Source organism: Azorhizobium sp. AG788 (assembly GCF_943371865.1).
Classification (GTDB): Bacteria; Pseudomonadota; Alphaproteobacteria; order Rhizobiales; family Xanthobacteraceae; genus Azorhizobium.
The window spans coordinates 54443-68533 of record NZ_CALRWL010000001.1 but is presented as its reverse complement, the minus strand read 5'-3'; the positions used below and the strand labels follow the sequence as shown (position 1 = coordinate 68533).

General features: G+C 64.2%; 7 protein-coding genes. All 7 read right to left on the bottom strand.

The features are described 5' to 3' along the window. Positions 1 to 25: 25 nt before the first annotated feature. On the bottom strand, positions 26 to 3409 hold the full coding sequence (locus tag AAG816_RS00275; RefSeq protein WP_341987272.1) for a DNA methyltransferase: 3384 nt from the start codon (positions 3407 to 3409) through the stop codon (positions 26 to 28). A 109-nt stretch (positions 3410 to 3518) separates the two neighbouring features. Further along, the gene (locus AAG816_RS00270; RefSeq protein ID WP_341987271.1) at positions 3519 to 4988 is read right to left on the bottom strand and encodes a hypothetical protein; all 1470 of its coding nucleotides are present in this window, start codon (positions 4986 to 4988) and stop codon (positions 3519 to 3521) included. A 411-nt stretch (positions 4989 to 5399) separates the two neighbouring features. Continuing rightward, entirely contained in the window at positions 5400 to 6089 is a 690-nt protein-coding gene (locus tag AAG816_RS00265) for a class I SAM-dependent methyltransferase (protein WP_341987270.1), read from the bottom strand. Positions 6090 to 6234: 145 nt separating this feature from the next. Next, entirely contained in the window at positions 6235 to 7212 is a 978-nt protein-coding gene (locus AAG816_RS00260; protein WP_341987269.1) for a glycosyltransferase family 2 protein, read from the bottom strand. A gap of 183 nt (positions 7213 to 7395) precedes the next feature. Next, complete coding sequence (locus AAG816_RS00255; protein WP_341987268.1) at positions 7396 to 11565, bottom strand: methyltransferase domain-containing protein; 4170 nt, start codon at positions 11563 to 11565, stop codon at positions 7396 to 7398. Between the two features lie 251 nt (positions 11566 to 11816). After that, positions 11817 to 12497 carry a sulfite oxidase-like oxidoreductase gene (locus AAG816_RS00250; RefSeq protein ID WP_341987267.1) on the bottom strand — a complete coding sequence of 227 codons (681 nt, stop codon included), beginning with the start codon at positions 12495 to 12497 and terminating at the stop codon, positions 11817 to 11819. Between the two features lie 203 nt (positions 12498 to 12700). After that, the gene (locus tag AAG816_RS00245; protein ID WP_341987266.1) at positions 12701 to 13708 is read right to left on the bottom strand and encodes an LLM class flavin-dependent oxidoreductase; all 1008 of its coding nucleotides are present in this window, start codon (positions 13706 to 13708) and stop codon (positions 12701 to 12703) included. Positions 13709 to 14091 lie beyond the last annotated feature (383 nt).

Here is a 14091-nt window from a genome sequence, read left to right as displayed (position 1 = left end):
ATTCCCCTCAATCGGACACCGTGTCTTACGCCACCCGGCGCAAAGCGAAGGCGGTGCCGTCGGTGGAGGCCACCTGGCCCATGCGGAACATGGCCGCCAGTACATCGGCCACCGCGGCGCGCACCTTGGGGGCGGGCTTGAAGGTGGCGGCGATGGCGGCGGCGTCCAGGGGACCGGCCGCCTGCATCAGCACCCCCATCACCGCAATGGTCTGCTCGCGGTCGGTCTTGGGGAAGGCCAGGCGCCCACCGGATGCCGCCTCGGGGGCATCGTCGCCGAGATCGGCTTCCAGTTGCTTGGCCTTGTCCTTTTCGGAGCCGAAGCGGGGGATCTGGTAGTCCGGCCGCAGCCAGCGCACCAGGCCGCGCTTTTCCTCCGCCGCCCGCGCCTTGTTGAGGGCGACGAGGCGGGCGAGCACCTCCTCTTCGGGCAGATCGGCGGGCCAGCCATAGGCGTCGGCCACGGCGGCATCGATCTGGTCGTGCAGGTCCTTCAGGATCAGCACCAGCCCATCGTCGAAGATGCGGCGTTCCTTGGGGTCGAGATCGGCGGGCGCGGCCCCGGCGCGCAGGCGCTCCAGCACATTATAGAGGCCGGTGAGGGTGAGATGGTCATGGGCCGCCAGCACCCGCTTGCGATGAGCGTCGAGTTCTTCGGCGAGATCGCGGATGACGGACTTCTGGGCCTCGGTGGCGGCTGGGAAGGGGAAGGGGTCGAAGCAACGGGATTTCACATAGACGGGGCGATCTTCAAGTAGCCCCCCCGATCGTGCAGCCCAAATCCCGTGAATTTGCGACATCAGAACGCCAAGTAAATAGGCGCCATCCGATGAAAATATTATAATTTTGTTGTCAGGAATAATCGATATGCTCAAAAATTCAAACACATGATGCTTCGCCGTTTCAACGGTCGCAACGTATCTGGATAGATTAGACAGCGCCGGACGCATTTCGCGTCTCGGCTCACCAAATACCCACCAATTGTCGCGATAAGACGCCCGGTTGTTAGCGTCCCGCTCTGGCTTCACCGTCCGTAGCAGATATTGATAGACCTCCGGGTAGCGCGCGCGGACGGCGTCGGCCTCCAGGCCGAACAGGTCGATGACCATCACGCCGCGCGAGCGCGCGGCCAGATCGCGGCCGTTGCGATAGGCGCGAATGTGGTTTTCCAGTCCGGGCCGGCGCCCCAGCCCCAGTTCGGCAGCCTGCTCCGGCGTGACGATGAAGCCGGCGCCGTGCAGTTTCACGCCGGGCGAGCTTAGCCCTTCATTGGCCAGCAACGGCACCGCCGTGGTCACATCCACTCCGACCGTCAGGTCCGAATGGATCTTGCCCATCCGCTCCGAGAACCCGATCACCGGCGCGTCGGTGTCGATGCCCTCCTCGCTCGACACCTCCCGCAGCAGGCCCTCGCGGGCGCCGGGGGCGGCCACGGTCATGGCGATGCGCACCGCCGCGCTGTCGCGGGCGGCCTTGGTCCAGGGATGGTCGGGAATGGCCATCACCAAGGACAGCGGCTTCTTGGCATTGAGATAGCGCTCCATCACCCGGCGCTGGAATACCTGGCTGATGGAATTGGTGGTGACGAAGCCGAACCGCCGCAGAATTGTGCCTTTGCGCAGCAGCAGATCGGCGGCGCGGTCCCACCAGTACATGACGAAATCCGCGCTCTCATTCATATGCGGATGCGCTGCCCATAGCGCCTGCGCCTTGGCATCCCCCAGCCGCGAGCGCAGATTGGCGCCGCCGATGAAGGGCGGATTGCCGACGATGAATTCCGCCTTCGGCCATTCCGGCACCCGCGCGTTGGGATAGGCCTCGGCGCCGTCCACGAACTGGGGCACCGGGTAGCCGTCCCAGGTCAGCACCGCGTCGCGGGCCTGGATGTTCTTGAACGCGCGCAGGATCGGCTCGCTGGGCTGGCCGCCCCGCGTGCGCACATGCCATTGCAGATGGCCGATCCACAGCACCAGTTCGGCGATGGCCGCCGCGCGGGGATTCAGCTCCAGCCCAAGGAACTGGTGCGGGTCCACGGTGTGGCCCTCCAGGCCCACCAGCGCCTCCTGGCCGCCGAGATCAGCCAGGGCTTCGAGCACCTCGCCCTCCAGGCGCTTCATCAGTTCCAGCGCCACATAGAGGAAATTGCCGGTGCCGCAGGCGGGATCGAGCACCCGGGTCTCGCACAATTTGTCGTGGAAGGCCTTCACGGTGGCGGCGGCATCCTTGCCCCGCCCGGCGGTCTTCTGCCGCTCGGCGGTGGAGAGCACCTGCGCCCATTCCGCCCGCAGCGGATCGAGAATGGTGGCGATCACGAGCCGCTCCACATAAGCGCGCGGGGTGTAATGGGCGCCCAGGCGCCGGCGCTCCACCGGGTCCAGCGCCTGCTCCAGCAGGGTGCCGAAAATGGCCGGCTCCACGTCGCGCCAGTCGAACTCCGCCGCCGCCCGCAGTTCGCCGATGGCCGCCTTGTCCAGCGGCAGGGCACGGCGGTTCTTGAAGAACTCGCCATTGAAGCGGCGCACCTTCTGCTGGATCGTGGCGGTGAAGCCGCCCTCGTCCATGGCCCGCCACAGATCCTCCAGCATGCCGGGGAAGATGGCCGGCTTGGCCTCGCAGTCGCGCAGCAGGGTCTTGAAGCTGTTCTGCGGCAGCAGCTCCACATCCTCGGCGAACATGGTGAACAACAGGCGCATGAGGAACATGGCCACGCCCTCGGCGGGCTGGCCGGCCTCCTCCAGGGCTTTCGAGACCTTGGCGAGACGCTCGGCGATGGCCCGCGTCACCCGCGCCGCATGGCGGGAGGGGTCCAGCGCCATGGGATCGGTCCAGATCGCCTTGAGGCGCGCCTGCACATGAGGATCGCGCAGATCCTCCAGATAGATGCGGAACGAGTTGCGATCCGGGAACTGGTCGTAGGCTTTGCCGTCGCGGCGGAAATTGGCATAGACCTCGATGCAGTGGCCCACGTCGCACACCAGCACGAACGGCGGCGGCTCATGGGCGGCGGGCAACAGCCGCACATAGTCTTCCGCCTGGCGCCGGGCATTCATCATCAGCACGTCCCAGGCCCGGTCGGCGCCGCGCCGGCCACGGGTCTTGGTGGCGCTGTCGGCGGGGGCGTCCGCCAATTTCTTGGCGCCGGAAAAGCGCGATTGCTTGGCCTCCAGGATGAAGCAGTCGCGCTTGTAGAGATCGATGCGCTTGGACGAGACGGTGCCGTCGCGGCCGGTCTCCTTCACCGCCCGCTCGAACACATAGTCATTGGATTCGGTGGAGGCATTGGCCGGGTCCGGTCGCGGCAGGTCCAGCACCGCGCACAATTCGGGCAGGAACAGCGCGTAATTGGCCCGCTCCTGCCCGCCCTCGCGCCCCTGCCACCGCGCGATGAACGCCTCGACCGCCGCACTCATGCCCACACTCCCGCCCAGGGGGCGACAGTAGGGGAAGTGTTCCGCATCCGGCAACAGGGGCGCGGTGTCATGCCCGGATCACAGCCGCAGGCGCATCAGGACGTTGCGCTCACGGAGCGCGGATGAGGGGGCAGAACTTGTAGGTCTCGCCGGTGAGGTTCGACGCCAACGGGACACAGGCCCCATCGGATCGCACGAGCGAGACCTCCTTGAGCACGCCATCGGTGGTGGCCGCGGGCACCGATCCGGCCTCAAGCGCATAGATCGGCCCCTGGTGGGCCTGGATCAGCTGGCGCGCCTTTGTCACCAGGCCGTTCGTCTGCGAGGGGCGCAGGATGTTGCTGTAGACGCTCACCCAGCGAACGCCCCTGTCGAAGAACGGGATGATATGCGCGATCGGCTCCGTCGAGGTCAGCACCACCAGCGCATCCGGAGGCAGGGTGGTGGGCGCCACTTCGATATACCGCCCCCCGGCAAAGGCACTGTGCCCCCAATCGAGCGGCTTAGTGGAGGCAACGCATCCCACCGCCGCAACCACCGCCAGTGCCGCGACCACCATGCGGTTCGCAACCATCTCGCGCAGCAGGAGGATGATCAGAATCCCGGACAGTAATTCCAGCGGAATGAGGTAACGATAGATGGAGAACATGCCCAGCCAGATCACATAGGCCACGGGCAGAATGATCAGCAGCGCCATGGCGCCCCGGCGCGGATCGCCGCTGCTGCGATCCACCGGCGCCGTACCGGCGCCCGCGCGTACGCGGCGCCATACAGAGAGCGCCAGGATCACCACCAACAGCGTCAGCATCAGCGCCACGCGGATGTCGCTGAAATCATATTCCGCGACCAGCCCGCCTTGCGACCGGCTGACGGCCCATTTGAACGGGAACAACAGCCAATCGCTCGGGCCATGGGGCAGGAACCGCTCGTCGCGGACATTGACCGCTTCCCACCAGGGCGACTTGAACACGCCGTTGTAGAGCGGGAAGAGCGGATTGGCGAAGGTGCGCCACATGTACAGCCAGTACCAGCCGGCCGTGAGCACCGCGCCGGCCACGCCGCCGAGGCCCATGGCGCCCAGCGCCCCCGGCCATACCCGCAGGGGCAGCACCACCACCGCCGCCGCCATGGCGATGCAATAGATCGCCATGGTTATTTTGACGCCGACGGCGATACCCGCGAGAAACCCCGCCAGGAGAAACAGCAGGAGCTGTCCCCGGCGATGGTCGGGCCAATCCACACCGACCACGAATGCCAGCAGCGCGAACAGCAGCGGAACCGTGGCGGGCAGATCGCCCGTATTGGCCCCGATCAGCGGGGCGGAGCCGGCGCCGGTGGCCCCGATCACCACCGCCAAGGCCGTCAATGCCGCACGCTCTGCGACCGACGCCCGCGTCGATCGTCCGAACAGATGCCAGGCCAGAAGCGTGATCGCCAACAGGTTCAGGGCATGCACCGCGCCCATGACGAAGGCGATGAGGCGCGGCTGGTCATTGCAGCACACCACCAGCGCGTAGAACGGAAAATCCAAAATGGGATTGAGAAAGCTCTGCAATTGCGCGGGAGCGACATCATACAAGGCGCGATTGTTCAAAAACGAGAACGGGACATACAGATGATAATTCTGCAGATCCCAAGACAAATCTCGCCCGAGATGAATACTGTATAGACCACAACCGATGACGAAAATGATGAGGAGGGTACAAACTGCAAGCCGCTTCATTTGTGACCGTCCGCAATCAAGTCAATAAGAAGGCGTCACCGGCCCGCCCGGAGCGTTTCTATCTGAGATCTGCCCCGGAAGATCAAGATGCGTCCTTGGTACCGGATGCCTGGCCCGATCCACCGGCAGCCTGCCTCCGCATCCTGCCGCAGGATCGACCAACGCACTCGCCGGTCCGCACCCGCCGGTCCACAGTCAACGCTCCAAGGACGCTCCCGCCCGTTCAAGCCACATTCGGCCGGTCCGGCGCGGACCAGGCAGATGAGCCTAACGCGATGACCGCACGGGGCGAAACGCATACAGGTTGGAACTCAGAATTCCGAGCCGCAACCCCGTATGCCCCACCTGCCAATCGGCGCCTGAATCGAGCGCGCTCACGAGGTGGGCACGGTTCATCAGGATCAGGTTCTCGCTCTGAGCCCATTTGTCCTTGCCAAGGGCGCGGCAGGACGCGGCGAACGACCCATCCCACCAATGCAGAAAAGGGATGGCGGTGTGATGTTCCACCGGGAAGTACCGATGCGGCACTGTGATGAAAACCGCCTTGCCCACTCGGCTGAGTTCGGACACGAAAAACTTCTGAGCCTGGGGGCTGCCCACATGCTCCAGCACCGCGTTTGCCGCAACGATGTCGAACTGGCCGTCCGCGAACGGCAGCGGCTGGCCGGCTTCGATCTGGACATAAGCGATCTGCGGAAACTCACGCTGGAACTCACTCGCATCGCCGATGCCGCATGCGGTGATGTTTTGCTGATGCGGAAATCGACGCTCCAGCACATTCGCACCATCGCTCAAGACGTCGGAAACACCAACGTCCAGAATTTTGCTCTGCTCACCGGGACGACAGAGGCGCAAGAAATCGTCGTATATATTATCCCGCGCCTTGATCAGAATTTTCTCGGAAAAACTCTTCGGAGCAACGACTTCATAGTATTTGTTATCGACCACCTGCCCCATATTAAAGTCGCTCCCCTTTTAACATCGCGCGGCGTGGCGCACAGCGCCAAGTTTTGGAACCACGGTGCCTCTCGGTTGCGGAGCGCAAGGCTTGCTCTGCAACCGTCGGATCATGCGTCAACACTTCGCCCCCGCCGTCGAGCGGTCAGCGCTTGAACGGAAAATTCGGGCGCGCCGCGCTCTTTTGGCCCACCGCGTCATAGCCCAGGAAGCAGAGACGCTTCAATTCGCGGCGACCGCGGGTGACGGTATCCAGAATGAGACCGGAGAACAGTGAGATGATCGCGGCCAGCATCAGGCCAACCGACAGGATGGCGGTGGGAAACCGCGGCACCAGTCCGGTTTCGAGAAACTCGTAGAACACCGGGATGGACAGCGCGATGGAGATGAACGCCAGCACCGCCGAGATCAGCGCGAAGAATGCGAGGGGCCGCTCTTCCTTACAGAGCAAGGTGATCAGGCGCAGGATGCGCCAGCCGTCATGGAAGGTCCGCAGCTTGCTTTCAGAGCCGGTGGGCCGCTCCTTATAGGGCGTCGAGATCTCGTTCATCGAAATCCCGAGTTCCAGGGCATGCACCAGCAGTTCGGTCTCGATTTCAAAGCCGGTCGACAATGCGGGAAACGACTTCACGAAGCGGCGGGACAGCGCCTTGTATCCGGAAAGCATGTCCTTGGACGCCGTGCCGAACACATAGCGCACCGACCCGGACAGCACCGCATTGCCAAACCGATGCCCCGGCCGATAGGCCTCCACCGAGGTGTCCACCCGGGCGCAATTGACCAGATCGCACGGGCCGGCACACAGCTCCGCCACCAGAGCGGGGGCCGAGGCGGCATCATAGGTGTCGTCGCCATCGACCATGATGTAGATGTCGGCATCGACGTCCGCAAACATGCGGCGCATCACGTGCCCTTTGCCCCGCAACCGTTCCAGCCGGACAATCGCACCCGCGCGCGCAGCGATGTCGCCAGTGCCGTCAGTGGAATTGTTGTCATAGACGTAGACATCGGCATCGGGCAGGTATTTGCGAAAATCCGATACGACTTTCGCAATGGTGGTTGCCTCATTTAAACAGGGAATGAGAACGGCGACGCGCTGCGGTTCGATGGTCGATACGGTCATGGCGAGATCAATTCTGTTTAAGTTTGAGGCGTGAATCCGGACTTCTCAATAGGAACGACGCAAAAGCATTGGTCATGTAGCCTGACCTTCAGCCTCCAGCCGGGAATGGCTCCTTGCGTCAAAGAGAAGGGGGACACGCTCCCTCCAATGCTGTTTTGGCGATCAGGACGCGGCCTCGACGTGTCAGGATCGGCGCTCCGGCGCCAACTCTGGGATCACATGCGAGAGCCGATCTCCCAGCGTGCGGTAGGAATACTCTGCCTGGATGAAGGCCACCCCATCCCTCACCCGCTGCGCCGTCGCTTCGGGATTGCGGTTGGTGTCCAGCACCGCCTGCGCAAACGCCTCGGCGGTGTCGGTCACGGCGATGAATGCGGTGGCATTGGGAATGCCCTGCACGCCCACCGAGGTGGTGACCAGGGGCGTCGCCCGCGCCAGCGCCTCAATGACCTTGCCCTTCATCCCGCCGCCATAGCGCAGCGGCGCCACCGAGGCCCCCACCTCCCCATAGAGGCGCAGGAGATCCTCGTCGGAAATCCGGCCCAGCAGCGTGACCCCGTCGCACACCGCCGAACAGACATCGTCGGGCGGATACGAACCGACGACCACCAGATGATAGCGTGGATCCGCCTGCCGGATGAGCGGCAGCACGTCGGCGATGAACCACTTCACCGCATCGACGTTCGGCAGGTGGCGGAAGCCACCGACGAACATCAGCTTGAAGGGATCGCGCCGGGCCAGGGCCGCGGCGTCGAAGGGGATGATTTCGTCATCGGAGAAAATGTTCAGCGGGATGGCGATGCCGGCGTGCTCAGGACCGATCTCCGCCCGGATGACATCGATCTCGTCCTGGCTGGGATACATGTAGAGATCCACGGTGCGGCAGAGGGTCAGCTCCTGGTTCTTGACCTCGGCAATGTCCTGCAGAAGTTTCGGATCGCCAGTGACCTTGTACTCAAGCTCCATGCGCTTGTAATGCAGATCAATTCCGTAATAGAGAACCTTGCCTTTGAATGACGCCTTGATGTCGTCGATATATTTCATCGAAATATGCGGCCGACTGAGCAGGATGTAATCCAGGTCTTCTCCGGCCATATCCATCCACGGCTTAAACCGATCCAAATATTCCATGCCATAGATCACCTCGACGCCCATCTCCTGGAGATGCGGCACGTACTGGGGATCGTAATGCATGTTGTCCGGCCAGAAGGTCACGTGGAAGCCACGGTCCAGCAGCAGCCGGATATAATGGTAGACCGATCGCGATCCCGCATCCCGGTCCCACTGCGGCACATAATGGTCGATGATCACGATATGCGGCTTGCGGCCGGAGCGGTCGCGAGCCGTGAACACATGCTCGCCATTGGCGAAATGGTCGGCTTCGAGCACGCTTTTCCAGCGCTCGAACAACTTCGCCATGTTGCGCACCTGGTAGGCCTTTATGCCCACGCTGATGTCGCGACCGTGGCTGCGGCCCTCGTGGTGGATCAATTCGGAACGGGGCTGATAGATCACCTTGCGACCGCTCTGGCGGACCCGGAACGCAAGATCCGCATCCTCGCAATAAGCCGGCTTATAGAGGGGATCAAACCCGTTGAGCTCACGCCAGACCGTCATGGGCAGGGCGATGGAGGCCCCGGAGCAGAAATCGACCTCTTTCAGGTAATTGAACTCAGGCTGGAGCGCATCGGCGTTGCGACCGAAGTTCCACGCCGAGCCATCGCGCCAGAAAATACCGCCGGCCTCCTGGAGCGTCCCGTTCCAGTTCAGCAACTTGGACCCGGCCATGCCCACGCGAGGATCGGCGCGCAGGGCATCGACGAGGCCCTCGAGCCATCCCGACAGGATCACCGTGTCATTGTTGAGCAGGACCAGGACATCGCCTGACGCCGTCTGGGCGGCGGCATTGCAGTTGCCCAGGAAGCCCAGGTTCACGCTATGGCGGACCTCGCGGACGACGCCGCCAATGGCCGAAATGGCGACCTCGGTTCCGTCGGTGGAGCAATCATCAGCGACGATGATCTCATAATTCAGCCCACAGTCCTGCTCGAGCAGCGAGACGATGCAGACCAGAGTGTCGAGCAGATTGTTGTAGACGGGCACCAGCACGGAAACGTCCGGCTTGGCGCCGAAGCGGGCAGCCCGGCTCTGCGACAGTTCGATGGCCCGCTTCTGCAACCGGCGGAAATCCGCGGTCTCGGTAAAGGGCCGCCGACTGCGCTGCTGCCGGGCGATGACCGCGAAGAGATAGCTGTAGAGCAGTTGCTGCTCCAGCCGTTCGGTCCGCACCAGATAGTCGTTCACACCTTGGCCCATGGCGTAGCCGCGGACCACCGCCGGCGGCCAAGCGACGTCATCTTCGCCATCATCCGTGACGTCGTCGTCGGGATGAACCGGCTCATAGACCACACTGAGCAGATCCAATGGCGTGCGACCGGCGCGGGTGAAGATCCCGCACACCGACACCACATCCGCCTGGGCGGTGAGGGTGAAGGCCTTGCCGGAGCTATTGCGACCGCCGTTGCGCAGGAAATGCTCCAGCGCGGTGATGCCCGGCGCCTGCGCCCTGGGGAAGGCTTCGAGATACAGCGTGGTGCTGAACAAGGGATTGGGATCTCGCCCTTCGTCCGCACCCGTGGTCACATAATGAACCAGAGGGTTGATGCGCTCCGCCAGCACATCGGGATAGCGCGAAAGATACCAGTCGTTATCGAAATAGGGGTGAGGCGACCGCCCCTCGCGCCATCCCCACACCAGATAATGCACCAGCGGATGAATGCCCGCGTCCCGCACCGCCGGGTTCTCACTGAGATAGAACTTGGCATCGAACAGCGGGTGCGGCGACAGGTCGAACAGGGCCGGGTCCGTGGCATAGGCCCAAAGAACCGAAGCGCCCGCGCCCGGATTCGCCCCTTGGCTGCGCAGCCGCTCCAGGTCGATGAGCGGGTGTACCGGACGCCCCTCACGCTCGCCGCTGGACAGGAAGTGAGACAAAGCGTCAACATTCGCCGCCGCCACGTCGGGATTGAGCCGCGCATAGTGGTGCGGGTCGAAGAAAGGATGCGGCGACAGCGCACCGCGAGTCTTCGCCCGAATGTAGGAAGACAGCGGCCCGGCGCCTTCATTCTCCTGCGGATACTGGAGCGCGAACCAGGCCGAGTGGAAGAAGGGATGGGGATCGCGGCCCTCACTCAGGCCATGCGAACGGAAATGCGCCAGTGCGTCGCGCGGGGCGATGCCGGGCGTGCGTGCCGCATACCATTCGGCATGGAACAGGCCCAGTCGCTCCATGCTGCGCCAGATCGGACGGCGAAAGCGCCGCCCATCCTTGCGCACCGGCGGAGCCGCAGCCAGCAGCAGCGACCGCACGGCGATCGACGCCAGGCGACGATCATTGGCGATGCGCGCGCGCAACGCGCTGAGTTCCGCTTCCTCGGACAGGCGCACGGCCTCGGCCTTGATCCGCGCCGTGAGCGCTGCCTTCTCGGCGACCAGGTCGGCCTTCTCGGCCTCGACCTCGCGCACATGCTTGCGGAGGGCTTCATCCTCCTCGTGCAGGCCGGAGGCCCAGACCCGGACCTTGGTGTTCTCGGTCCACAGATCATCCTGCGGCGCGATCATGATCGAGTGGGCAAACACCCGCTGGCGGATGGGCGTATCGCTGCAGAATGCGACGAGATACTCCGGATCGGTGAACTGGCCGGCCGCCGCCTCGATGCTCACACTGTCCGACTCGCCATAGCGGGCGATATAGCCGGCATAGTCGCTTGCGGTATCGGGCCGATCCAGCGGTGCCAACATGGACACGACGCCGATACGCTCGCCCAGCATCTCCACATGGGGGAACTCGGCGCCGAGCAGTTCGGCAAATTCGCCCTGATCCAGTTCCTTGACGTGGAACTCGTTCGGGGCCTTGAACTGGTTGTAGACTTCGCGGCTCGGGGTCGAGACCACGAACAGACCGCCGGGCTTCAGGACGCGCCGCACTTCCGCGATCACCCGCTCCTGCCGGTCCACATGCTCGATCATCTCGAACGAGACCACCACGTCGAAGCTGGCGTCCGGAAACGGGAGATCGTGCGCGCTGCCGACCTTGAAGATCACTCGCCCGTCCACGCCGTGGCGCGCCTGCGCAGCGGCGACCGAATCCGCATCCACGTCGAGGCCCGTCACATGGCTGGCACGCTCGCCCAGCAGCCCGGTCCCGTAGCCCTCGCCGGAGCCGAGGTCGAGGACCCTCGCTCCCGATACGCATTCACGGCAGATGGCATAACGATGAAGGTGCTCGTAGGCGATCTGACCTTTCAGACCCGGCTCAAAGCGCTCCAATTGGTCCACGAGTACCTCGTTCATCGTCTTAATTGGCGCTTGGCTGGCGCGGGAAAATCAGTTGGCCACTCTTTATCCCAACAGGATTTTGTTTGCCACTGCCCTTCCTGCGACAGGCCCGCCCGGCCCCGTGGGCGCGTTCCAACCATCTACGGCGCACCGGAACGGCTCCAGAAACGCGAAACCCCGCCGTGGGAGCGGCGGGGCGACAGGGCGGGAGCCATGCCCCGCGCGCGCAGGCACGCGCGGGGCGAAAAGGGCCAGAGCGGCGGAGGCTATTCCTCGGAATAGCGCTCCTCGGCCCACGGGTCGCCGCGCTCGTGATACCCGCGCACCTCCCAGAAGCCGAGGCGATCAGCGGGGATGAACTCGATGCGCTTGAGCCACTTGGCGCTTTTCCAGAAATAGAGATGCGGGATCACCAGCCGCAGCGGCCCGCCATGGGCCGTGGACAGAGGCTGCCCCTGCCAGCTGTGGGCCAGGATCGCATCCTCGGCGGCGAAATCCGCAATGGGGACATTGGTGGTGTAGCCGTCATAGCTGTGCAGGGCGACGAAGCGCGCATCCATGCGTGGCTCCACCATGGCCATCAGGTCGCGGGTCAACAGGCCGTCCCAGCCATTGTCATAGCGTGACCAAGTGGTGACGCAGTGAATGTCTGTGACCAGGTGGGTTTGCGGCTGGCTCTGGAACGCCGCCCAATCCCAACTTGCGGGATGGTCCACCAGCCCGTCCACATCCAGCCGCCAGGTGTTCAGCGGCAGCTCCGGCTGGAGGCCGAGATCCAGCACCGGCCAGTCCTTCACCAGATGCTGGCCCGGTGGCAGGCGCTCGTCGCCCGCCCGCGTCACCCGGCCGGTGAGGAAGCGCCCTTCCTTGGCCCAGCGTTGCTTGGTGGCCGTGAGCTTGGTCTCCGGCGCCTCCGCAGGAGAAGGGGTGCGGGGGGTATCAGTCATCGAACGTCTCCGTGCGGGGGCGGGCCGCCTGACTTGTCGGACCAGGGGACGGAAAGCTAGCGGATAAAGCCGGATATGGGATTCCCAAAAGCCATGACAATCTTCGCCGTCCGGTGATCGCTTGGCCGGCTGAGCCTGATCACCGCGGAATGCAGGCCGGCGCTGAGGGTGGCACGCGAACGCGCACGCCCCCAGCGCAGGTCTCAGCAGAACGCCGGCTGCGCCATCGCCGCCACGTCGAGGCCGCTGAGGATTTCATAGGAGCGCAGGCGTGCCCCATGATCGAAGATGGCCGAGGCCACCATCAATTCGTCCGCCCCGGTCTCGGCGATCAGCGTCCTCAGACCACGGCGCACCGTCTCCGGGCCACCGACGATCGCCCGCCCCAGCATGCCGCGGACCTGAACCTTTTCCGAAGGGCTCCAATAGGTCTCGATGTCGTCGATGGGCGGCGGCAGCAGGCCCCGGGTCCCGCGGAACATGTGGGTGAAGCTCTGCTGGGTGGAGGTGAACAGGCGCTTGGCCTCTGCATCCGTCTCCGCCGCCACGACCGGGACCCCGACCATCGCATGGGGCTTTTGCAGTTGAGCCGAGGGCTCGAACCGCTCGCGATAGGTGGACAGTGCTGGGAGCAGCAGCTCCGGCGCGAAGTGCGAGGCGAAGGCATAGGGCAGGCCCAGCATGCCGGCCAGTTGCGCCCCATAGAGGCTGGAGCCGAGAATCCACAGCGGCACCTGAGATCCGGTGCCCGGCACGGCGCGGATGCGCTGATCCGGGCGGTCAGGGCCAAGCAGGGCCTGAACCTCCAGCACGTCCTGGGGGAAGGTGTCCGCGGCGGTGGGATTGCGGCGCAGGGCGCGCATGGTCATCTGGTCGGTGCCCGGCGCCCGGCCCATGCCGAGGTCGATCCGGCCCGGATACAGCGCATCCAAGGTGCCGAACTGCTCGGCGATCACCAACGGCGAATGGTTCGGCAGCATGATGCCGCCTGCCCCGACCCGAATGGTGCGGGTGCCGCCGGCCAGAAAGCCCACGACCACCGATGTGGCCGCGCTGGCAATGCCGATCATGTTGTGATGTTCGGCGACCCAAAATCGCGTGTAGCCCCAACCTTCCGCATGCTGGGCCAGATCAAGGCTGCGCAGCAGTGCATCGCGGGGCGTGCCGCCCTGGGGCACCGGGGCGAGGTCGAGGATGGAAAGTGACGTCATAAGCGATAATCCCGTGCCAACCCCGACAAGCTCTAGAGATCAGGTGCGTGGCACGGGATTACAAGATGGGGCGCCCGCAGCCCTGCGCGCCGCAGCATGCGTGGGAGGCACACCTCATCGCAGGCTGCGTCCCGCCCCGGCGGAGCAGCCGTCACGGACTGCGGCAATGTGCATGCAATAACGATTTATTAGATCATAAATTATGCATCTGATTATTTTTTACGCTTCTATTTTCCTCTGTCGGCGGATCCGCAGGGGCGCCCCATCGAGGCGATAAGTTTCAACCCATTGGCAATCCGTGACTTTCCCTCCTATGGGCCGCGCCGCGGTGGTTCAGCGCGACTGGCGCGGTTCCTGCTTAAGTCAGGCAAAGCCCTCAGGAG